Genomic DNA, 21417 nt, shown 5'->3' with positions numbered 1-21417 from the left:
ACCATCGCTCAGCGGCCGGACAACCTACGGGCGCGTAACTTCCGCCGGGAGCGCCGCCCCGGAGAGAGCAGGTGCCCTGACATGGCCGAACTCGTCTACCCACCGGTGATCGGTTTCGCCCGCACCATGTTCAAGGTGCAGGGCCTGCGGTTCGACATCCGGGGCACCGAGAACGTACCGCGTGAGGGCGGCGCCCTGCTGGTGAGCAATCACATCGGCTATCTGGACTTCGTCTTCTGCGGCCTGACGACGCTGCCCGCCAAGCGCCTGGTGCGGTTCATGGCCAAGGAGTCGGTTTTCCGGCACAAGGTGTCGGGGCCGCTGATGCGCGCCATGAAGCACATCCCCGTGGACCGTTCCGAGGGCATGCACGCGTACGCGCACGCGCTGGAGGCGCTGCGCAGGGGCGAGATCATCGGGGTCTTCCCCGAGGCGACCATCTCGCAGTCCTTCACCTTGAAGTCGTTCAAGTCGGGCGCCGCCCGGCTGGCGATGGAGGCGGGGGTGCCGCTGCTGCCGATGGCGCTGTGGGGCACCCAGCGGCTGTGGACCAAGGGCCGGCCGCGCAATCTCGGCAGGACCAGGCTCCCGATCTCGATGCGGATCGGCGAGCAGATGCGCCCGCACGACGACGAGAAGCCCGGCGCGCTCACCCGGCGGCTCCGGCTGCGGGTCCAGGAGCTGCTGGAGGACGCCCAGCGGACGTACCCCGGCCGCCCCTCGGGCCCCGACGACCGCTGGTGGCTGCCGTCGCACCTGGGCGGCACCGCCCCGACACCCGAGGTGGCGGCGGAGCGGGACCGCGCGCAGCAGGCGGCCGATTAGGACCGCCGCCTAGGACCGGTCCGGCAGGTCGGCGGGCAGCACGATGCCGGTGCTGCTCCGCGCCGCCCGCAGGCAGGCCACCACGGCCGCCGGCGGGGCCGCGTAGACCAGCGGGTGGTCGCGCTCCCCCAGCTCCGGGCGCACCGGGAAGGCCAGTCGCTCGGTCGTCAGCGAGAAGCGGGCGTCCACGCCCGGCCGGTTGCCCCTGGCGTCCAGCCGGCTCCAGCGGCCGGCGCCGGGCAGCCGCAGGGCGATCAGGCCGTGCAGAACCGGCTGTGAGCCGTCGTCCTCGGTCAGCCGCTGGTAACAGAGCCCGGCGGGTATGCCGCGGGCCCGCAGCAGCGCGGCCAGGGCGTGCGACTTGGCGTAGCAGATGCCGTTGCGCTGCTCCAGCACGTCGGACGCCCGCCAGCTGACCCGCGGATCGCCGGAGTCGAAGGAGTGCGGGATGGCGTCGCGGACGTATTCGAAGGCCACCTCCGCATATTCATGCGGGCTGCCGGTGTCCTCGGCCAGGAGCGCGGCGGTTTCCCGCACCAGCGAGTCGTGGTGGTCGATGACGTCGTCGGCGGCGAGATATGCGGAGAGGTCAGCGGTCTCCGGGATCGGTTCCATGGACCGACCCTAGAGATCCACTGACCTCTGATCAATCAATTTGCTGCGTCACGTATACATATTCAGCGCGCACACGCGCCGCCTCATCCGCCGGACGCCATCTCCTCGGCTATGGCCGCGGCGAAGCCGTCCACGTCCTCCTCCGTCGTGTCGAAGGCGCACATCCAGCGCACCTCGCCGGTCGACTCGTCCCAGAAGTAGAAGCGGTAGCGCTTCTGCAGCCGCTCGCTGACCTGGCGCGGCAGGACAGCGAAGACCGCGTTGGACTGCACGGGCCGCAGCACCCGCACCCCGTCGATGCCGCGCACCGCCGCGTCCAGCCTGCGGGCCATCGCGTTGGCGTGCTGGGCGCTGCGCAGCCACAGGTCGCCGGCCAGCAGCGCCTCGAACTGCACCGACACGAAGCGCATCTTGGACGCCAGCTGCATCGACAGCTTGCGCAAGTACGTCAGCGAGCGGACCCGCTGCGGGTTGAGCACCACGACGCACTCGCCGAGCAGCAGGCCGTTCTTGGTGCCGCCGAAGGACAAGATGTCCACGCCCGCGTCGGTGGTGAAGCGGGCCGGCGGCACTCCGAGGCTCGCCGCGGCATTGGCCAGCCGCGCGCCGTCCAGATACACCGCCATACCCAGCTGGTGGGCGTGGTCGCAGACCGCCTTGATCTCCTCGGGCGTGTAGCAGGTGCCCAGCTCGGTGGTCTGGGTGATCGCGACGACCTGCGGCTGCGCCCGGTGCTCGTCGTCGAAGCCGTACGCCTGCCGGTCGATCAGCTCGGGGGTGAGCTTGCCGTCGGGGGTGGGGACGGTCAGCAGTTTCAGCCCGCCGACACGCTCGGGCGCGCCGCACTCGTCCACGTGGATGTGCGCGGACTCGGCGCAGATCACCGCGCCCCAGCGCTCGGTGACGGCCTGGAGCGCGGTCACGTTGGCGCCGGTGCCGTTGAAGACCGGGAAGACCTCGGCGGCGGGGCCGAAGTGCGACCGGAAGATCTCCTGGAGATGGGCGGTGTAGTCGTCCCCGCCGTAGGCGACCTGGTGGCCGCCGTTGGCCAGCGCCAGGGCGGCCAGGACCTCGGGGTGGACTCCGGCGTAGTTGTCGCTGGCGAAGCCGCGCACGCCCGGGTCGTGCCGCCGTACGGCGTCGGTCGGCGCGGCTTGCGACCGCGCGCGGTCGGTCGGGTCGGCCGGGTCGGCCACCGCCGGAGCGGTCACGGTCGGGTCGGTCACGGTTGGGGCGGTCACGGTTGGGGCGTCAGCCACTGGCGGGTCCCGTTCACGTCGTCGGCGGTGCGGTTCCAGACGTCGGCGATCGCGTCGGCGAGATCGCGTACATCGGTGAAACCGGCGAAGGTGGACTGCGGGCGCTCGGCCCGCATCCCATCGTGCACCAGCGCCTTGATCACCAGTACGGTGGCCGCCGCGGTGGGCCCGGCGTCGCCGCTGAGCTTGCGGAAGGAGTCGCCGAGCGCGAGCGTCCAGGCCTCGGACGCGGCCTTCGCCGCGGCATAGGCGGCGTTCCCCGCGGTGGGCCTGCTCGCGCCGGCAGCGCTGATCAGCACGTAGCGGCCGCCGGGGCTGCGCATCAGGCCGTCGTGGAAGGCCAGCGAGGTGTGCTGCACCGTCCGGATCAGCAGCTTGTGCAGGACGTCCCAGTCGGCCAGCTCGGTCTCGGGGAAGGACGCGGAGCCGCGCCACCCGCCGACCAGGTGGACCAGGCCGTCGACCCGGCCGTGGTCCTTCTCGATCCGGCCGGCCCAGTCCTGGGTGGCCTCCAGATCGAGCAGGTCGACGATCTCCCCGGTGATGTCGGCGCCGCCCGCGTCGTAGCGCGCCGCGTCGACGGCCTCCGCCAGCCGTTCGGGGTCGGCGTCCGCCGCGATCACATGGCCGCCCTCGCGGGCCAGCCGCTGCAGTACGGCGCGGCCGGCGGGTCCGCCGGCACCTGCCACCGCGATCACCGCTCCGTCAAGACCGCCGGAATACGTGTCGGTCGTCATGTCCGCCTCCTCGGCCGCACCGGTCACGCGGCGCTCCGTACCGGGCTTTCGCCCGTGATCCCCTTGGTGGAGGCGATCACTTCACGGAGCTTCTTGGCAAGGGCTTCGTAGAACATGCTGAGCGGAAATTCGTCCGCCAGCACGTCGTCCACGAGCTTGCGCGGGGGCAGCGTCAGGTCCAGGGCGTCCGGCCCCTTGGCCCAGACCGAGCCGGGATGCGGTGAGAGATAGCTCGCGACCAGGTCGTACGCGGCGAACCAGTGCACGAGCTTGGGGCGGTCTATGCCGTCCCTGTACAGCGTCTCGATGTCGGCACAGAGCTGGTTGGTGACCTGCGGTGCGCGCTCCCAGTCGATATGCAGGGTGTTGTCCGTCCAGCGTACGGCGTCGTGCTTGTGCAGGTACGCGAAGAGCAGCTGACCGCCGAGTCCGTCGTAGTTGCGGACCCGCTCCCCGGTGACCGGGAAGCGGAAGAGCCGGTCGAAGAGGATGGCGTACTGCACGCCGAGCCCCATGGGGTGGCCCTCGGCCTGGAGCGTGACGGCCTCGCGGAAGGTCGTGAGGTCGCAGCGCAGCTCTTCGAGGCCGTACATCCAGAACGGCGCCCGCTGCTTGATCATGAACGGGTCGAACGGCAGGTCGCCGTGGCTGTGCGTGCGGTCGTGGATCATGTCCCAGAGCACGTACGTCTGCTGGGCCAGCTCCTGGTCGGCCACCAGGCGCGCGGCCTCCGGCGGCAGCTCCAGGCCGAGGGTGTCCACCGCGGCGGCGGTCACCGCCCGGAAGCGGGCCGCCTCGCGGTCGCAGAAGATCGCGCCCCAGGTCCAGCGCTCCGGGGGCGTGCGCACGGCGACGGTCTCGGGGAAGAGCACCGCGGAATTGGTGTCGTAGCCGGGGGTGAAGTCCTCGAAGGTGATCGGTACGAACTGCGGGTTGTCGTACCTGGTGCGCTCCAGTTCGGCGAGCCAGTCCGGCCACATCACCTGCAGGGCGACGGCTTCCAGGTTGCGGTCCGGGTTGCCGTTCTGGGTGTACATCGGGAAGACGACCACATGGCGGCGGCCGTCGCGGCGGTCGGCGGACGGCTGGAAGGCCAGCAGCGAGTCCAGGAAATCGGGGACGGCGAAGCCGTCGGCGGCCCAGCGGCGCAGGTCGGCGGCCAGGGCGCGGTGATAGGCGGCGTCGTGCGGGAGCAGCGCGGTCAGCTGCCCGACCGCGTCCACGACCCGCTCCACCGCGCGCGCCGCGTCCTCGCGCGTGGGCGCGCCCTCGGCGTCGAAGTCGATGGAGCCGTCCTTGAGCTGCCAGGGCCTGATGGCCTCGACCGCCTGCTTGAGCGCCGCCCACGCGGGGTGCCCGGCGACGTCGTCACCGGCCGGCCGGCCGGTGTGAGCCGTCGCCGACGAAAGAACTTCACCCATGACCGCTCCTTTACAGAAAAAAATGTCGTGGCCCTACCGTATCCACGACATTGTTCCCGCTACAAGGGCGGTCGAAGCGGATCGTCCTGCCGAATCGCCTCTCGGCGGCCGTTCTTGCGGCCGTTGCCCCGGTACGGGGCGACGGATTCCTCTGTCCGCCCGGCGGCGCCGGGCCGTCAGGGCGCGTTCGGCCTGGTGTCGCCCGCACGGCTTATGGTGCCGGTATGAGCTTCCTCACCGTCGGTCACCGCGGCGTCATGGGCGTCGAGCCGGAGAACACCCTGCGCTCCTTCCGCCGCGCCGAGCAGGCCGGCCTGGACCAGATCGAGCTGGACCTCCATCTGAGCAAGGACGGCGCACTGGTGGTGATGCACGACGCCGACGTGGACCGCACCACGGACGGCAGCGGGGCGATCCGCGACCTCACGCTCGCCGAGATCCGCACCCTGGACGCCGGGCTCGGCGAGCGGGTGCCGGTCTTCGAGGAGGTGCTCGACGCGGTGAGTTGCCCGATCCAGGCCGAGATCAAGGACGCCGCGGCGGCCCGCGCGCTGGCCGACGCGCTCCGCGAGCGCGGCGAGACCGAGCGGGTCAGCGTGCTGTCCTTCCACGACGAGGCGCTCGCCGAGATCCACGCGCTGCTGCCCGACGTCCGCACCGTGCTGGTGGCCAGCAGGCTCGGCCCGGAGATCGTGACCCGCGCCCAGGCGGTCGGCGCCCGGCTGGTCAGCCTGGACCTCACCCACCTGAGCCTGGACGTCGTACGCCGCTGCCAGGCCGCGGGGATCGCGGTCATGGCCTGGACGGTGAACACCGCGCAGGACTGGGCGCTGGCCCGGGCGTTGCGGCTGGACGGCGCCGCGACCGACCTGCCGACCGCGCCCGCCGAGCAGCCGTAGGGCGTACGCCACGCCCGGCGCACGCCACGCGGACCGGGCGGGGCGTACGGACGGCGCGCGCAATACTGCGGACACAAACGTCCGCCATCCGGACATCGACCTCAATCACGTGGACAGTTGCCGCGCGGGATGCCAAGGTCCCGCCATGCGTCCCGTGATCCGACTGGCCCGGAAGCGCGCCGCCCTCGCGGCCGCCGCCCCGCTCGCACTCGTCCTCGCGCTCGCCGGCTGCTCTCCGCAGGACGACTCGACGTCGTCCGACTCGCCGTCGTCGCCCGCCGCCGGCAGCTCGGCGTCCGCCACCACCGCCGAGGCGTGCCCGTCGGGCGCGCTGCCCACCCACTCCGGCGGCACGCTCACCATCGGCACCGACAACCCGGCGTACGATCCGTGGTTCTCGGACAACAAGCCCTCCAACGGCAAGGGTTACGAGTCGGCGGTCGCGTACGCCGTCGCCAAGCAGCTCGGCTATGCGGCCGGCCAGGTGACCTGGAAGACCGTGCCGTTCAACTCCGCCTTCGCCCCGGGCGCCAAGGACTTCGACTTCGACATCAACCAGGTCTCGATCAACGCCGACCGCAAGAAGACCGTCGACTTCTCGCCCGGCTACTACGATGTGCGGCAGGCGGTCGTCGCCCGCAAGGGCTCGAGGATCGCCGGCGCGCACTCGATCGCCGACCTCAAGAACGCCAAGCTGGGCGCCCAGATCGGCACCACGAGCCTGGACACGATCACGGATGTGGTCAAGCCCTCGAAGCAGCCCGCCGCCTTCCAGCGCAACGACCTGGCCGTCGCGGCGCTGAAGAACGGCCAGGTGGACGGGATCGTGGTGGACCTGCCCACCGCCTTCTACATCACCGGCGCCGAGGTCCAGGACGCCAAGGTCGTGGGGCAGTTCGCCGCGGCCGGCGGCGCGCCCGAGCAGTTCGGGCTGGTGCTCGACAAGGGCAGCCGGCTCACCGCGTGCGTCTCGAAGGCCGTCACCGCGCTGCGCACCGACGGCACGCTCGCCGCGCTGGAGAAGCAGTGGCTCTCCGACGCCGTCAACGCCCCGCTGCTGTCGTGACGGTCCGGGACGACCCGGCCCCGCCGGACCTCTACCGGCCGTCCGCCCGGCGGATCGAACGGGAGCGCTACCGGCGCGCCAGGACCCGCAGGGCCGGCCTGGTGGCGGCGGGCAGCACCCTCGCGACGGCGGCGGTACTGGTCGCGCTGGTGGTGAATTCACCGGGCTGGTCGCGCACCCGGGAGACCTTCTTCAACTGGCACTACGCGAAGAAGTCGCTGCCCGACGTGCTGCACGGCCTGTGGCTGAACGTCCAGCTGATGGTGGTGTGCGGCGCGGTCGTCCTGGTCGCCGGGCTGCTGGTGGCCGTGGTCCGCACCCTTCGCGGACCGGTCTTCTTTCCGCTGCGCGCCCTTGCCACGGCCTACGTGGACTTCTTCCGGGGGCTGCCGCTGATCATCTGCCTGCTCGCCGTCGTCTTCGGAGTGCCCGCGCTGCGGCTGAGCGGGGTCACCAACGACCCGGTCCTGCTGGGCGGCTTCGCCTTGTGCCTGACCTACACCGCCTATGTGGCCGAGGTGTTCAGGGCCGGCATCGAGACGGTGCACCCCAGCCAGCGCGCCGCGGCCCGCTCGCTCGGCCTGAGCAGCGCCCAGACCATGCGGTACGTGGTGCTGCCGCAGGCCGTGCGCCGGGTCGTGCCGCCGCTGCTCAACGACCTGGTGTCGCTGCAGAAGGACACCGGCCTGGTGTCCATCGGCGGCGCGGTGGACGCGGTCGCGGCGGCCCAGATCGTCGCGTCCCGGTCCTTCAACTACACGCCCTACGTCGTCGCCGGAGTGATCTTCGTGGCGCTCACCATCCCCATGACGCGGCTCACCGACTGGGTGACCGCCCGGATGAACCGGCGCCAGTCGCAGGGAGGCGTCGTATGAGCACCGACCCGCTGGGGAAGGACGCCGTGCCCGCGCTGACCGGCACGCCGGTGCTGTCGCTGGAGTCGGTGCGCAAGACCTACGGCGGCTCCGTGGTGCTGCGGGACCTCACCCTGGAGGTGCCCGCGCACACCGTGACCGCGCTCATCGGCGCCTCGGGCTCCGGCAAGTCGACCCTCCTGCGCTGCGTGAACCTGCTGGAGGAGGTCGACGACGGCGCGATCCTGCTGGACGGCGAGGACATCACCGACCCGCGCGCGGACCAGGACGCGGTACGCCGCAGGATCGGCGTGGTCTTCCAGTCCTACAACCTCTTCCCGCACATGACCGTGCTGGACAACATCGCCCTCGCACCGCGCCGGGTGCACAAGGTGCCGCGGGCCGAGGCGGAGGAGCGTGCGCGAGAGCTGCTGGGCAGGCTGGGCCTCGCCGACCGGGCCGGGGAGTACCCGGACCGGCTCAGCGGCGGCCAGCAGCAGCGGGTGGCGATCCTGCGGGCGGTCGCCACCAGGCCGCGGCTGCTGCTCCTGGACGAGGTCACTGCCGCGCTCGACCCGGAACTGGTCGGCGAGGTCCTGGCCGTGGTCCGCGACCTCAAGGAGCAGGGCATGACCATGGTGATCGCCACCCATGAGATGGCCTTCGCACGCGAGGTCGCCGATCAGGTGTGCTTCCTCGACGGCGGGGTGGTGCTGGAGCGGGGCACCGCGGCCGAGGTCTTCGGCGCGCCCCGCGAGCCGCGCACCCGGGACTTCCTGCGCCGGATCACGGCGGCGGGACGGCTGTAGCCCTGCGGGGAGGGGCCCTCAGAGCTTCTTGGTCAGCAGCTCGAATTCCAGGTCGTCGCGGGTCGGCAGCCCGAACCGCTCGTCGCCGTACGGGAAGGCGCTGGTCTGCCCGGTCCTGGCGTAGCCGCGCCGCTCGTACCAGGCGATGAGGTCCTCGCGGACCGAGATCACCGTCATGTGCATCTCGGCGACGCCCCACTCGTCGCGGGCGAAGCGTTCCGCCTCCGCGATGATGGCCTTGCCGAGCCCCGCGCCCTGGAGCGTCGGGCGCACCGCGAACATCCCGAAGTACGCGTGGTCGCCGCGGTGCTCCAGCTGGCAGCAGGCCACCAGCTCGCCGTCGCTCTCCACCGCGACGAGCCTGCTGTCGGCCTTCTCTATGACCGCGAGCACACCTTCGGGATCGGTGCGCCGCCCCTGGAGGATGTCCGCCTCCGTCGTCCATCCGGCGCGGCTGGCGTCGCCGCGGTAGGCGGACTCGATCAGCGCGACGAGCGCGGGAACGTCTTGTGCGGTGGCGGGCCGGAACCCGGGCGCGGCGGCGGTGTCCATGCCGCACAGGCTAACCGAGCCGCACCCGCTGCCGCGGGGCACGCCGGACCCGCCGCGGGCAGCCCCACCTGCGGCCGGGCGGACGGCGGCGCCGAGCCGGGAGCGGCGGCCGGGGCGGCCCGTGGTGTCCGGCGCACGGCCCTCCCGGCGGCCGGGGCGGTCCGGCGGCGCCCGGCGGACGGGTGCTCGCGGGTCGGCCCCGGGGAGGCGGTCGTGCGGGGGCGGCGCGTGCGGGGGCAATTCGCTCCCCCGTCCACCTCTGTGCGCTTGGGTGCGCGCCGCCGCCACCGGGCAGAGTCCTGACGGGCCGCCGCCGCGCACGGGGTGGCCCGCGAGCCCGAGGGGGGAGGGGCGATGCACGGACCGCCGTTGGTGGCCTGGCTGCTCGTGGCGCTCAGCGCCGCCGCGGCGGTCTCGTGCGTGCTGCGCCGCGAAGGGCGGGACGAGGCGCTGCTGGGGGCGGGGATGGCGGTGATGGCCGTCCCGCTGTCGGTCTTCGACCCGCCGCGCTGGAGCGCCGTGATGCTGGCCGCCGTCTTCGCCGCCGTCGCGGTGCACGCCCTGCGCCCGTCCCTGCGCCGGGCGTCCCACCGGATGCACCACTCCTTGTGCGCCGGGGCGATGGTCTACATGTCGGCGGCTATGGCGGGCGCGGGCTCCGCGCACACCGGCCACGCGGAACACACCAGCGCGGGCACCCCGCTGCTGACCGGGCTGCTGCTGGCGTACTTCGCCGGCTATGTGCTGCGCGCGGGCCCACGGCTGGCGATGCCGGCAGCGCCGCCGCACATGGCGCCGGGCGGCGCGATACGGGTGCGGCACGCCCCCGAGGTGGCGGCGGCGTGCCGGGTGGCGATGGCGCTGGCGATGTTCGCGATGCTGCTGGCGCTGTGACCGGGCCGCCGCACCCGTGGCGGCGGCGGTACGGCGGATCGCGGCACCGCCGTACCGCGTGCGCCCCGGCGGCGGCTGCCGCTCCGCGGCCTTTGCGGCGCCGGTGGCCGACGGCTTCCTGTGAGTGATGCGTCACATCGGGTGCGGGCTGCCCCCGCCGCTCATCGCGCGCTCCTAGGGTGATCGTCATGACGGTCCCGTTCGTGCTGCTGATCCTGGGCGCACTGACGGCGGCGATGGCGCCGCGACTGCTGTCCCGTGCCGACTGGCCGGAACGCGAACCGGTGCTGGCCCTGTGGGTCTGGCAATGCGTGGTCGCCGCCGTGCTGCTGTGCTGCCTGTCGTCGCTGGCACTCACCGCCTCGGCCGCGTGGGCGGCGGTACGCGGCCATGTGTTCGCCTTCGCGCCGCACGGCGTGGTCGACGCGTACGGGCTGTCCGACTACGGCCGGGGCGCGGGCGCGCTGGCGGTCATGCTCGCGCTGGGCGGCCTGTGGACGGCGGCGATGCTCACCCGCGAGGTGCGCGGCGCCCGCGGCAGGCGCCGCCGGCGCCGGGCCGAGCTGCGGGTGCGCTCGCCGCGGCTGCCGGGCGAGGAGGTGCCCGCGGGCGAGCGCCTGGTCGTACTGGAGGACCCGAGGTCCGACGCCTGGTGGCTGTCGGGGGCGGAACCGCAGCTGGTGATCACCACCGCGGCGCTCGGGCGCCTCAAGGGCCGCCAGCTCGACGCGGTGCTCGCGCACGAGCAGGGGCACATGCGGGCCAGGCACGACGTGCTGCTGCACTGCTCGGGGGCGCTGGCCGGCGGCTTCCCGCAGGTGCCGATCTTCGCCGCCTTCCGCGACCAGGTGCACCACCTGGTCGAACTGGCCGCGGACGACACCGCCTCGCGCCGCTTCGGCCGGCTCACCACCGCCCTGGCGCTGGTCGAACTCAACGAGGAGCGCGGTGTGTTCGGCCCCGCGCCCACCCCGCTGGCCGCGCTCCCCGGCCGGGTGCACCGGCTGCTCGACCCGGCGCCCCGGCTGCCGCTGGCCCGCCGGGTGCGGATGAGTGCCTGCGCGCTGCTGGTGCCCGCGGTGCCGCTGCTGATCGCCTTCGGCCCCGGCCTGGGCGCACTGACCTGGTGATCCGGCCGACGCCGGTCGTACGCAGGACACCCCACCCGGCCCGCAGGCCGTGACCGGCGGGCCGGTTCCCGACGTGAACAGGCGAGGCGATGAAGGCCACAGGCTGCATGTTCGACTTCTCCGGCACCGTCTTCCGCATCGAGCCCTGCGGGAACTGGCTGCGCGGGACCCTGGAGGCGGCGGGCATCGACGCGCCCGACGACGAGATCGCCCACTGGGCCGCGCAGTTGGAGCGGTCGGGCGCCCAGCCCGGCGGGACGCCCACCGCGTGGCAGCCGGAAACCGCTGACCCCGACTGGGCGCGGCGCGACCTCAGCGCGGAGCTGCACCGGCGGGCGTACACGGCGCGGTCGCGCGCCATCGGCCTGCCCTGGGACGTCCACGACCTGCTCTACGACCGGCACATGGCCCCGGCGGCCTGGCAGCCGTACCCGGACGCCGCCGAGGTGCTGGCGGAGCTGCGGGCGCGAGGGGTGCGGGTGGCGGTGGTCAGCAACATCGGCTGGGACCCGCGGCCCGTCTTCGCCGCGCACGGGCTCGGCCACCTGGTCGACACCTTTGTGCTGAGCTTCGAAGTCGGCCGGCAGAAGCCCGATCCGGCGATCTTCCTCGCGGCCTGCGAGACCCTGGGGCTGTCACCGCGGGAGACGGTGATGGTGGGCGACGACCGCAGGGCCGACGGCGGCGCCGCCGTGCTGGGCTGCCCGGTGCACTTCGTGGACCATCTGCCCGCCGACCGCAGGCCGGACGGGCTGCGCGGTGTGCTCGACCTGCTGGTGTGACCGGCGCCCGCCGGAATACGGCGGACGCGGGTCCCGGCGATCCCCCGCGTCGCCGGGACCCGCGCCCGCCCCCGTTACCCGTACGGGCCACTGGCCCGGCGGGGTGCGCTGAGTATATTGGCCCGGAGCCAGTCAACGCAGGAGTAAAGCATGTCCCCTCGGAGCGCTTCGGTCAATGAAGCGATGCGCAGGCGTTCCCGGGAACGGCTGCTGCAAGCCACGGTCGAGCTGATCGAGGAGCGCGGTTACGAGGCCACCACGCTGGCCGACATCACGCAGCGCGCCGGGTCGGCCAGGGGCCTGGTGTCGTACTACTTCTCCGGGAAGCGGGCGCTGCTGCAGTCGGCCGTGCACCGGCTGATGGCCGGCGAGCTGGCCGCCGCCCTGGAGCGCGAACCGCGGACCGACGACGGGCAGGAGCGGCTGGCCAGGGCCATCGACGCGATGCTCGGCATGAGCACGGGTCACACCATGCTGATGCGCACCCACATGGCCTCGATCCTCCAGGAGGAGGGCTTCATCCAGTGCCCCGAGCAGCAGCGGCTCGCACAGCTGCTGCGCGACACGGTGGCCGGCTGGGGCGCGGCCGACCCCGAGGAGGAGTACCGGCTGCTGCGGGCACTGCTGATGGGCGCGTCGGTGGCCATGCTGCTGCCGGGGGCGCCGATGCCGGTGCACCGGCTGCGTGCCGAGCTGTTCCACCGCTACGGCCTGGCCTGGGAGTCGGGCGCGCCGCCGCCGGGCGCCGAGGACTACGACCCCGCGGCCGGAGGCCGCCGCCCCCCGGTGGCGCGTACCGCGCCGACGCCGCTGAGCTGAGGCGACGCATATGGTGCGGCCGTTCGCCGGCGGCGGGGTGCGGACTGTGTGATGTCGGTCACACCGACGCACCGCTGACAGTGTGTCACCCGCGCAGCATCGCGGCGAGGACGAAGGCGGCCGGCCCCGCCCACCGCGGCGGAATCGCGGCCGGCACGACGACACCGGCCGCGGCGGTCGCACAGGCGGCTGCCGGCGCCCCGGACGACAGGCGCTAAGGGAGGCGCCAGTCCACCGGCTGGGCGCCCTGGCGGATCAGCAGGTCGTTGGCGCGGCTGAACGGACGCGACCCGAAGAAGCCGCGGTCCGCCGACATCGGCGACGGGTGCGCCGACTCGATCGCCGGGTAGCCCTCGAGGGAGGGGCGCAGATTGCGGGCGTCGCGCCCCCACAGCACCGACACCAGCGGCTTGCCCCGGGCGGCCAGCGCGCGGATCGCCTGCTCGGTGACCTCTTCCCAGCCCTTGCCGCGGTGCGCGGCGGGCTTGCGCGGGGCGGTGGTCAGCGCCCGGTTCAGCAGCAGCACACCCTGCCGGGTCCACGGAGTGAGGTCACCGTTGGACGGCCGCGGCAGGCCGAGGTCCGTACCCAGCTCGCGGAAGATGTTCTCCAGGCTGCCCGGCAGCTGACGCACCTCGGGCGCGACCGCGAAACTGAGCCCGATGGCCATTCCCGGGGTCGGATACGGATCCTGCCCCACGATCAGCACCCGCACCTCGTCGAAGGGCTGCTGGAACGCGCGGAGCACATGCGCACCGGCCGGCAGATAGGTGCGGCCGGCCGCGATCTCCGCCCGCAGGAAGTCGCCCATCGCCGCGATCCGCCCGGCCACCGGACGCAGTGCCTCCGCCCATCCGGGCTCGACAAGTTCGCTCAACTCTCTTGCTGCCACGGCGGATCACTCTACTGGCCCACGAAGCCGGTCCACGACCGCGCGGGAGCGCCCGCCGGACGGCGCCGGACACCCGCGGGGACCGAGCGAAACAGGACCTTCCTTGACCGGCCCTTGACGGTACGCTGCCCGGGTGACCACGCATTCGAATACGCCGGCGGGCTGGTACGCGGACCCGCAAGGCACTCCGAACCTGCTCCGCTACTGGGACGGCACCCAGTGGACCGAGCACACCAACCCCGGTCAGGTGCCCCACCAGCAGCAGAAGGGCCAGGACGGGGGCGGCAGCGCCTGGGAGCTCAATGTCAGCCGCACCCCGGACCCGTCGAAGGTGCAGCAGCAGGTGCAGCACCAGGCGGGCGTCTCACCGACGGCGTACGGCGGCGGCACGCTGTTCACCGAGCCGGTCCTGGTGGTGAACCAGAAGGCCAAGCTGATCGAGCTGGTCAACGAGTACAGCGTCTTCGACCAGCAGGGCCGCACCCTGGGGTCGGTCGTCGAGGTCGGGCAGAGCACCGCGAAGAAGGTGCTGCGCTTCGTCTCCAGCGTCGACCAGTTCCTGACCCACAAGCTGGAGGTCAGGGATGCCCAGGGGCAGCCGCACCTGGTGCTGACCCGGCCGGCGAAGTTCATCAAGTCCAAGGTGCTGGTGCACCGGGCGAACGGTGAGCCGCTCGGCGAGATCGTCCAGCAGAACGCTTTCGGCAAGATCAAATTCGGCTTCATGTACAACGGCCAGCAGATCGGCGCGATCAAGGCGGAGAACTGGCGCGCCTGGAATTTCGCCATCGTCGACCACACCGACACCGAGATCGCCCGGATCACCAAGACCTGGGAGGGCCTGGCCAAGACGATGTTCACCACGGCGGACAACTACGTGCTGCAGATCCACCGGCAGCTCGCCGATCCGCTGCTGAGCATGGTCGTGGCCTCCGCGCTGACCGTGGACACCGCCCTCAAGCAGGACTCCCGCGGGCTCGGCTGACCGCGTGCCGGGCGTGAAGGACTGGGTGCTCGGCGTCGACTCGGGCGGCTCAGGGGTACGCGTGGCCCTCACCCGTGCCGACGGGTCCGGGGGTCCGGACGCGGTCACCGACGACCGCCCGGTGGCGACCGGCGAGCGCGGCATCGACGCGGCGAGCCTGCTGGAACGGGTGCTGCCGCACGCGGCCGGCCTGCTGCGCGAGGCGGCCGGCGGGTCGATCGCCGCGGCCTGCGTCGGCGCGGCCGGCATGGCGACGCTCGGTGACGACCTGCGCGCGGCGCTGCCCGCGGCGCTGGAGGACGCCTTCGGGGTGCGGGCGCTGGCGCTGGCAGGTGACGCCGTCACCGCCTACGCGGGCGCCCTGGGGCTGCGCCCGGGTGTCGTGGTCGCGGCGGGCACCGGCCTGATCGCGCTGGGCACCGCAGGCGACAGCTGGCGGCGCGCCGACGGCTGGGGCCATCTGCTGGGCGACGCGGGCGGCGGCGCCTGGATCGGCCGGGCCGGCCTGGACGCGGCGATGCGCGCCTACGACGGCCGGGCGGGCGGCTCGGCCGCGCTGCTGGCCTGCGCGCAGGACCGGTTCGGCCCGGCAGGGTCCATGCCGGGGCAGCTCTACCCGCGCACCGACCGGCCCGCCGTCCTGGCGTCCTTCGCGCCCGACGTGGCGCGCTGTGCGGCGCTGGACCCGGTGGCCTCGGAGATCCTGCGCCGGGCGGCGGAACACATCCTGGAGTCGGCCGCCGCCGCCCGGCCGGAGAAGTCCGGCGTGATCGAGGTGGGTCTGACCGGCGGGCTGTTCAGGATGGGCGAGCCGCTGCTCGGGCCGCTGCGCGACCAGGCCGGGTGGCTGCTGCCCGACGCGGTCCTGGTGCCTGCGGCGGGCGATCCGCTGGACGGCGCCCTGCTGATCGCGCGGGCGCTGGGCGATGACGCGCTGACACTGCCCTGCGACGGTGCGATGCTGCACGTCGTACGACGATAGCCGCTGCTCAGACGCATACGATGATGGCGGTGTGACCGCACGTGACCGGGGAAACGGACAGTTCTGGACAGGTCTGACCTGTCTCGTACCCGGCTGAACATCAGGACGCCGCAAGGCGTTAGCATGCGTCGCCATGAGCACTACCACAGGCAGCCCCGCCTCCGGCCTTCCCGTTCGCATGCCGCGCCCGCGCCAGACCGGACGCCACCGCCGACCGGAGGCGCTGGCCGCGCCCGAGGGCGCGCCGGTGCTTGTCCTCGCCGTTCCCGGCACTCCGTCCGCCGCGGTGCTGAGCCTGGCCGAGGAGGTCGTCAGCATCGCCCGCTCCGAGCTGTCGGGGCTCGACCCGCGGATCGGCTTCGTGGACGGCGAGGGCGACCACGACGGCGAATTCCCGTCGCTGCGCAGCGTGCTCGACCAGGTCGCGGCGGAGCGCACGGGTGAGGACACCACCGCGGTGGTGGTCCCGCTGCTGGCCGGCCCCGAGGCGTCGGTGCTGCGCCGGATCCGGCAGGCCGTCGCCGACAGCAAGGCCCAGGTCGAGCTGACCGAGGTGCTGGGGCCGCACCCGCTGCTCGCCGAGGCGCTGCACGTCCGCCTGTCGGAGGCGGGCCTGGCCCGCGCCGACCGGGCCCGGCTGTTCACGGTCGCGACGGCGGCCGACGGCATCATTCTGGCCACGGTGGGCGGCGAGGAGGCGGCGCAGGCCGCGGGGGTGACCGGGCTGCTGCTGGCCGCCAGGCTCGCGGTGCCGGTGCTCGCGGCGGCGCTGGACGAGGACGGCGCCATCGCGCGGGCCGCGGACCAGCTGCGTTCCTCCGGGTCCGGCACGCTGGCGCTCGCGCCCTGCCTGATCGGCCCGGAGATCGCCCCGCAGCTGCTGCACACCGCGGCGGCCGAGGCGGGCTGCTCGGGCGCCGACGCGCTCGGCCCCTACCCGGCGGTCGGCAAGCTGGTGGTCACGCAGTACGCGGCCGCGCTCGGCCTCGCGATGCAGCAGCCGCAGGGCGCGCCGATCCACTGAACGGCGGTCCGGCGGGCACGGGACGGCGCGGCGCGGGCGGCACCCTTCACAAGGCGCCGCCCGTCGCAGTCTGTGCCGCCCGCGGATGTCGGCCGAATGCCGGATGTCCGGCAGGTGTCAGACGAAGAGCACGCAGGACGCGGCCGGCACGTCGAGCGAACCGGCCTGCTTGGGGATGCCGGTGCCCGGGTCGACGTCGAACCAGGTGACGTCGCCTGAGCGCTCGTTGGCCGCGTACAGCCGGGTGCCGGACGGGTCGAGGGTCAGGTGCCGCGGCCAGTCGCCGCCGCAGCCAACGGTGTCCAGCAGCTCCAGGCGCTCGCCGGTCTCGTCCAGGCCGAGCACCGCGATGCTGTTGTGGCCGCGGTTGGCCGCCCACGCGAACCGGCCGTCGTGCGAGATGACCAGCTCCGAGGGGTAGTTCTCGCCTTCGGTGCCGTCCGGCAGCACCCTGGTCTCGGCTAGCGGGCGCAGGCTGCCGCGCGCGGGGTCCCAGCTGCAGGCGGTGACGACGGAGTCCAGCTCGTTCATCACATAGGCGTGGCCGCCGGCCGGGTGGAAGGTCAGATGGCGCGGGCCGATGCCGGAGCGCAGGCCCAGCTCCCGCTCGATCTCCAGCTCCCCGCCGGCCGGGTCGAGTTCGCAGACCCTGACCGAGTCGGTGCCCAGGTCCACGCTGACCGCCCAGCGCCCGGTCGGGTCGGACAGCACCGCGTGCGCGTGCGGCCCGTGCTGGCGTTCCTGGTTCGGCCCGTCGCCCTCGTGCTCCAGCACCGAGCGCAGCCCGCCGAGGCTGCCGTCGTCCTCGATCGCGAGCACGCTGACGCTGCCGGGCTCCGCGTAGTTGGCCGTCAGCAGGTGGCCCTGGTGGACGGTCAGGTGCGTGGGGGACCCGCCGCGCACGGCCACCGGGGCACCGAGCAGTTTCGGGGCGGCCGGGTCGGCGAGCGAGAAGGCGGCGGCGGCGCCCTCGGGTTCGGTCTCGCTGACGGTGTAGAGCGTCCTGCCGTCGGGGGACGCGGTGAGGAAGGACGGGTTGGGCACATCGGCGGTGTCCCCGAGCGCTGTCAGCGCCCCCGTGTCCGGGTCTACGGCGGCCGTGGTGAGCCCGCGCCCGCCCGCCGAAGTGAACGACCCGATGTAAACGTGCCCGGCCACTGCCGTACCTCTTCCGCCTGATGTCTGTACGGCGGCTGAGAGTAGTACCTGACGTCCGGTACGTCGCCCCCGGGGCCGCCCGGAGCCGCCAGTGGCCCGCCGGACCGGCCGCCTTCCGGGGCCGTTGGGCGGTGCGGGGGGCCGCTCGCTGCGGTGATGGCTCAAAGTAGTCGGTCTGCTCCGGGCCATCAGTACGGTGATCATGACATCCCGACGACAAGGAGACCGCGGGCCCATGCCCTTCGACGCCCTGGACGCCCGAATACTGCGGCTGCTGCTCGACCGGCCGCGTACGAGCGTCCGCGAGTACGCCCGCATCCTGGGCGTCGCCCGCGGCACCCTGCAGGCCCGGCTGGAACGGCTGGAACGCGACGGGGTGATCGTCATGGCCGGCCCCCGGGTGTCCCCCGCGGCACTGGGCCATCCGGTCCTGGCCTTCGTACGGATCGAGGTCGCCAGGGGCCACCTGGACGACGTGGCCGACGCGCTCGCCGGTGTGCCCGAGATCGTCGAGGCGTTCTCGATCACCGGCAGCGGCGGTGACCTGCTGACCCGGGTCGTCGCACGGGACAACGCGCATCTGGAGGGGATCATCCAGCGGCTCGGCCGGCTGACCGGTGTGGTCCGCATCCGCACCGAGATAGCGCTGAGCGAACGCGTGCCGCACCGGGTCCTGCCGCTGGTCGAGTCGCTGACCCCGGACCCCGAGCCCGAACCCGATCCGGAGCCCGGCCCCGGCGCCGACCCGGCGGACGGCGGTCAGCGCGACGCCAGGTAGTCCTTCGCGGCCTGCGGCGCCTTGGCGTACGAGCCGGCGTCGAACGGCGGCTGCGGGTCGTACTCGATGGCCAGCTGGAAGGCCTGGGCCGCGACCGGGCCGGCGATCAGCTCGACGAGCCGCAGCGCCATGTCGATTCCTGACGACACCCCGGCGGCGGTGATGATCCTGCCCTGCTCCACGACGCGCCGCGGGGTGTACGTGGCGCCGTAGGACTCCAGGAGGGCGGTGGCGCTCCAGTGGGTGGTCGCCAGGAGGTCCTTGAGCAGCCCTGCGGCGCCCAGCAGCAGCGAGCCGGTGCACACCGACGTGGTCCGGGCGGTGGTGGCGTCGATCCGCCGGATCCAGCCGAGCAGGGCCTCGTTCCCGGTGTTCGCGCGGGCGCCAGGGCCGCCGGGGACGACCAGGACGTCGGCATCGGTGACGTCGCCGAAGGCGGCGGTGGCGGTCAGGCCGAGCAGTCCGGCCCCGTCGGTGACCGGTCCCGGCGCGGCGGCGGCGAGGACGACATCGGCGTCCGGGAGCATCCGCAGGACCTCGTAGGGGCCGACGACGTCGAGCGCGGTGACGCCGTCGAAGAGCGGAAAGACGATGCGCATGGCGATGGCCTCTCTGGCCGGGGGGAGCCCTGGCCGGGAACGGGGTGCGGGCAGCCCGGACGGGCGCCCGGGACTTTTCCGCGGGGCGACGGTACGGACCGGCGGGCTCAGCGCACGGCGGCGTGCGGTGCGAAACGCCGGCGGTATTCGCCCGGGGTGACCTGGACGGCGCGCTTGAAGCTGCGGTGGAGCGTCTCGACGGTGCCGTAGCCGCAGGCACGGGCCACCGCCTCCAGGGTGGTGCCGGTGGATTCCAGCAGCCGCCGTGCGCCCTCCACCCGGGCGCTCTCGACGTACGCGGCCGGGGTGCGGCCGGTCTCGGCGCGGAAGACCCGAGTGAAGTGGCGTTCGCTCATGCCCGCCCTGGCCGCCAGCGCCGGCACACCGAGGTCGTCGGCGAGGTGGTCGGCGACCCAGTCGAGTACGTCGCGGAGCGACTGCCGCCCGGGGCGCTGGGCGGCCAGCTGGGCGCTGAACTGTGCCTGGCCGCCGGGGCGCTGGACGAACATCACCAGTTGCCTGGCGACGGCCCTGGACACCTCGGGGCCGTCGTCCGCCTCGACCATGGCGAGGGCGAGGTCCATTCCCGCGGTGACGCCCGCGGAGGTCCACAGGTCGCCGTCGCGGACGAAGATCGGGTCGGGGTCGACGGCGGCCCCGGGATAGCAGGCTGCCAGCAGCTCGCACGCCGACCAGTGGGTGACCACGCGCCGCCCGTCGAGCAGTCCCGCCGCGCCGAGCAGGAAGGCGCCGCTGCACACCGAGGCGGTGCGGCGCGCCCGGTGGGCGGTGCGGGCGAACCAGTCCACGAAGGCGGCGTCCTGGCACGCCTGGTGGACGCCCCTGCCGCCCACCGCGATGAGGGTGTCCACCGGCCCGGTGACCTCGTCGGTCGTCAGGGTCGGGGAGACCGCGAGGCCGCCGCTGCTGACGACGGGCCCGGGGGCCGCGGCCACCGTGTCCACGACGACCGCCGGCCGCGCCCCCGCCTGCGCCGTCCGCCGCCCGGCCTGCACGAAGACCTCGTTCGGCCCCGACAGGTCGAGCATCTGGAAGCCGGGGAAGACGGCGAAGACGATACGTCGGGTGGTCATGCCGTCATCGTCTGCCGTGCCCCGTGATGGCGGCAAGGACAGCCTTGTGACGATTTCCGCCACGATGGCCCCGGGCGGACCGCTCGCCTACGGGGGCCGGCTCAGGACCCGCGCACGGGCGCGGTGCTCGACCGTACGACGAGGGCCGGCTCGACCGACACCGGCGCGGGCGGGGCGGCCGGCTCCGCCACATGGCGCAGCAGATGGGCCACCGCGAGTGCGCCCATCCGGTCGAAGGGCTGCGCCACGGTGGTCAGCGGCGGCGAGCAGTAGGCGGCGAGCGCGATGTCGTCCACGCCCACCACCGAGATGTCCTCCGGCACCCGGCGGCCCAGTTCGCGCAGCGCGCGGATCACCCCGAACGCCATTTCGTCGCTGGCCACGAAGACTGCGGTGACCTCGGGGATCCGGCCCAGGATCAGCCCGGCCCTGTAGCCGGAGTCCGGCGACCAGTCGCCCGCCAGCTCGGGCGGCACGCTCGCGCCCGCGGCGTCGAGGGCCGCCCGCCAGCCCCGGGAGCGGCTAGCCGCGTCCAGCCATTCGCCGGGTCCCGCCACATGCCAGACCGTCGCATGGCCGAGGTCCAGCAGATGGTTGACGGCCAGCCGGGCGGCCCCCGACTGGTCGACGGCGACGATGTCGGTGGCCGGGGTGCGCGAGCCGTCCACGGCGACGGTGGGCACCGCGGCGGTCAGCTGCTCGATCCGGCGGCTGACCCGGATCAGCGGCACGGCCAGCACGACCCCCTCCACCTGCTGGTCGGCGAGCCGCAGCAGGGCGTCCTCGACCGAGGCCGGGTCGAGGGAGGCGGTGGTCGCGGTGCTCACCGCGTAACCCGCGTCCCTGGCGGCGCGTTCGACACCGACGGTCAGGGCGGTGCGGGCGAAGAAGCCGGTCTGGAGGGTCACCACACCGATGGTGCGGCTGCGCCCCGACGACAGCGTCCCGGCCGCGGTGTTCTTGCGGTACCCCAGTTGCTCGACGGCCGCGAGCACCTTCGCCCGGGTCGCGTCCTGCACATTCGGATGCCCGGCCAGCGCCCTGGAGACGGTCTGCGCGGACACGCCCGCGACCCGTGCCACATCGGCCATCCCCGGCGGCCGGGCACCTTCCCGCTGCTTCATCCGGCCCCCTCCGCCCGACTGCCGATCTCCGATGATAGCGATCTCATGCATGGGGGGCGCAAGCGCCGTGAACTGCCCGCACTCGTGAGACGGCTCTTGGCATCGATAACATCGGTGTG

The 21417-nt window shown here is 73.4% G+C and carries 23 protein-coding genes; 13 read left to right on the top strand and 10 right to left on the bottom strand.

The features are described from left to right. Positions 1-81 precede the first annotated feature (81 nt). Positions 82-825, top strand: coding sequence for a lysophospholipid acyltransferase family protein (locus OHA86_RS32850; RefSeq protein WP_329181229.1), 744 nt, complete (start codon positions 82-84; stop codon positions 823-825). 9 nt (positions 826-834) lie between these two features. Here OHA86_RS32850 and OHA86_RS32845 read toward each other — a convergent pair whose 3' ends face one another. From OHA86_RS32845 to OHA86_RS32830, 4 genes are all read right to left on the bottom strand, one after another. Further along, on the bottom strand, positions 835-1440 hold the full coding sequence (locus tag OHA86_RS32845; RefSeq protein ID WP_329181228.1) for a transglutaminase-like domain-containing protein: 606 nt from the start codon (positions 1438-1440) through the stop codon (positions 835-837). 83 nt (positions 1441-1523) lie between these two features. After that, on the bottom strand, positions 1524-2636 hold the full coding sequence (locus OHA86_RS32840; protein WP_329182642.1) for a threonine aldolase family protein: 1113 nt from the start codon (positions 2634-2636) through the stop codon (positions 1524-1526). Between the two features lie 41 nt (positions 2637-2677). Further along, on the bottom strand, positions 2678-3436 hold the full coding sequence (locus OHA86_RS32835; RefSeq protein ID WP_329181226.1) for an SDR family oxidoreductase: 759 nt from the start codon (positions 3434-3436) through the stop codon (positions 2678-2680). 23 nt (positions 3437-3459) lie between these two features. Next, on the bottom strand, positions 3460-4857 hold the full coding sequence (locus OHA86_RS32830; RefSeq protein ID WP_329181224.1) for a DUF6421 family protein: 1398 nt from the start codon (positions 4855-4857) through the stop codon (positions 3460-3462). A 224-nt stretch (positions 4858-5081) separates the two neighbouring features. Here OHA86_RS32830 and OHA86_RS32825 point away from each other — a divergent pair, with 224 nt between their 5' ends. From OHA86_RS32825 to OHA86_RS32810, 4 genes are all read left to right on the top strand, one after another. Then, positions 5082-5756: a glycerophosphodiester phosphodiesterase gene (locus OHA86_RS32825; protein ID WP_329181222.1), complete on the top strand. Its 675-nt coding sequence runs from the start codon at positions 5082-5084 to the stop codon at positions 5754-5756. Between the two features lie 145 nt (positions 5757-5901). After that, positions 5902-6822 carry an ABC transporter substrate-binding protein gene (locus OHA86_RS32820; protein WP_329181221.1) on the top strand — a complete coding sequence of 307 codons (921 nt, stop codon included), beginning with the start codon at positions 5902-5904 and terminating at the stop codon, positions 6820-6822. Continuing rightward, complete coding sequence (locus OHA86_RS32815) at positions 6819-7697, top strand: amino acid ABC transporter permease (RefSeq protein ID WP_329181219.1); 879 nt, start codon at positions 6819-6821, stop codon at positions 7695-7697. Before OHA86_RS32820 ends, OHA86_RS32815 begins: the two co-directional genes overlap by 4 nt. Then, positions 7694-8485 (top strand): amino acid ABC transporter ATP-binding protein, encoded by a 792-nt coding sequence (locus tag OHA86_RS32810; protein WP_329181218.1) that lies wholly within the window; start codon positions 7694-7696, stop codon positions 8483-8485. Before OHA86_RS32815 ends, OHA86_RS32810 begins: the two co-directional genes overlap by 4 nt. A gap of 18 nt (positions 8486-8503) precedes the next feature. Here the strand turns inward: OHA86_RS32810 and OHA86_RS32805 are convergent, their stop codons facing one another. Continuing rightward, the gene (locus OHA86_RS32805) at positions 8504-9037 is read right to left on the bottom strand and encodes a GNAT family N-acetyltransferase (protein WP_329181216.1); all 534 of its coding nucleotides are present in this window, start codon (positions 9035-9037) and stop codon (positions 8504-8506) included. 354 nt (positions 9038-9391) lie between these two features. Here OHA86_RS32805 and OHA86_RS32800 point away from each other — a divergent pair, with 354 nt between their 5' ends. The 4 genes from OHA86_RS32800 (at position 9392) to OHA86_RS32785 (ending at position 12662) form a co-directional block, all read left to right on the top strand. Further along, positions 9392-9931: a DUF5134 domain-containing protein gene (locus tag OHA86_RS32800; RefSeq protein WP_329181214.1), complete on the top strand. Its 540-nt coding sequence runs from the start codon at positions 9392-9394 to the stop codon at positions 9929-9931. Positions 9932-10119: 188 nt separating this feature from the next. Then, the gene (locus OHA86_RS32795; protein WP_329181212.1) at positions 10120-11061 is read left to right on the top strand and encodes a M56 family metallopeptidase; all 942 of its coding nucleotides are present in this window, start codon (positions 10120-10122) and stop codon (positions 11059-11061) included. Between the two features lie 89 nt (positions 11062-11150). Further along, positions 11151-11843, top strand: coding sequence for an HAD family hydrolase (locus OHA86_RS32790; protein ID WP_329181210.1), 693 nt, complete (start codon positions 11151-11153; stop codon positions 11841-11843). 150 nt (positions 11844-11993) lie between these two features. Continuing rightward, positions 11994-12662: a TetR/AcrR family transcriptional regulator gene (locus OHA86_RS32785; RefSeq protein ID WP_329181208.1), complete on the top strand. Its 669-nt coding sequence runs from the start codon at positions 11994-11996 to the stop codon at positions 12660-12662. Positions 12663-12876: 214 nt separating this feature from the next. On the opposite strand, the gene OHA86_RS32780 is transcribed toward OHA86_RS32785, so the two are convergent. Then, complete coding sequence (locus tag OHA86_RS32780) at positions 12877-13554, bottom strand: uracil-DNA glycosylase (RefSeq protein WP_329181206.1); 678 nt, start codon at positions 13552-13554, stop codon at positions 12877-12879. A gap of 133 nt (positions 13555-13687) precedes the next feature. Here OHA86_RS32780 and OHA86_RS32775 point away from each other — a divergent pair, with 133 nt between their 5' ends. The 3 genes from OHA86_RS32775 to OHA86_RS32765 all read left to right on the top strand — a co-directional run bounded on the left by OHA86_RS32775 (position 13688) and on the right by OHA86_RS32765 (position 16545). Then, positions 13688-14539 carry a phospholipid scramblase-related protein gene (locus OHA86_RS32775; protein WP_329181204.1) on the top strand — a complete coding sequence of 284 codons (852 nt, stop codon included), beginning with the start codon at positions 13688-13690 and terminating at the stop codon, positions 14537-14539. A gap of 4 nt (positions 14540-14543) precedes the next feature. Beyond that, positions 14544-15521, top strand: coding sequence for an N-acetylglucosamine kinase (locus OHA86_RS32770; protein WP_329181202.1), 978 nt, complete (start codon positions 14544-14546; stop codon positions 15519-15521). A 133-nt stretch (positions 15522-15654) separates the two neighbouring features. Continuing rightward, positions 15655-16545, top strand: coding sequence for a sirohydrochlorin chelatase (locus OHA86_RS32765; protein ID WP_329181200.1), 891 nt, complete (start codon positions 15655-15657; stop codon positions 16543-16545). Between the two features lie 117 nt (positions 16546-16662). On the opposite strand, the gene OHA86_RS32760 is transcribed toward OHA86_RS32765, so the two are convergent. Continuing rightward, positions 16663-17703, bottom strand: a complete 1041-nt coding sequence (locus tag OHA86_RS32760; RefSeq protein WP_329181199.1) for a lactonase family protein — start codon at positions 17701-17703, stop codon at positions 16663-16665. A gap of 235 nt (positions 17704-17938) precedes the next feature. On the opposite strand from OHA86_RS32760, the gene OHA86_RS32755 reads away from it, so the two are divergent. Then, positions 17939-18481, top strand: coding sequence for an Lrp/AsnC family transcriptional regulator (locus tag OHA86_RS32755; RefSeq protein WP_329181198.1), 543 nt, complete (start codon positions 17939-17941; stop codon positions 18479-18481). On the opposite strand, the gene OHA86_RS32750 is transcribed toward OHA86_RS32755, so the two are convergent. The 3 genes from OHA86_RS32750 to OHA86_RS32740 form a co-directional block, all read right to left on the bottom strand. Beyond that, positions 18463-19080: a DJ-1/PfpI family protein gene (locus tag OHA86_RS32750; RefSeq protein WP_329181196.1), complete on the bottom strand. Its 618-nt coding sequence runs from the start codon at positions 19078-19080 to the stop codon at positions 18463-18465. The genes OHA86_RS32755 and OHA86_RS32750 overlap by 19 nt on opposite strands. A 107-nt stretch (positions 19081-19187) precedes the next feature. After that, on the bottom strand, positions 19188-20174 hold the full coding sequence (locus OHA86_RS32745) for a GlxA family transcriptional regulator (protein WP_329181194.1): 987 nt from the start codon (positions 20172-20174) through the stop codon (positions 19188-19190). A 101-nt stretch (positions 20175-20275) separates the two neighbouring features. Continuing rightward, positions 20276-21298, bottom strand: coding sequence for a LacI family DNA-binding transcriptional regulator (locus tag OHA86_RS32740; RefSeq protein WP_329181192.1), 1023 nt, complete (start codon positions 21296-21298; stop codon positions 20276-20278). Positions 21299-21417 lie beyond the last annotated feature (119 nt).

The organism is Streptomyces sp. NBC_01477 (genome assembly GCF_036227245.1).
Taxonomy (GTDB): Bacteria; Actinomycetota; Actinomycetes; order Streptomycetales; family Streptomycetaceae; genus Actinacidiphila.
The sequence above is the reverse complement of the archived record's forward strand: the minus strand, read 5'-3'. Positions and strand labels throughout refer to the sequence as shown.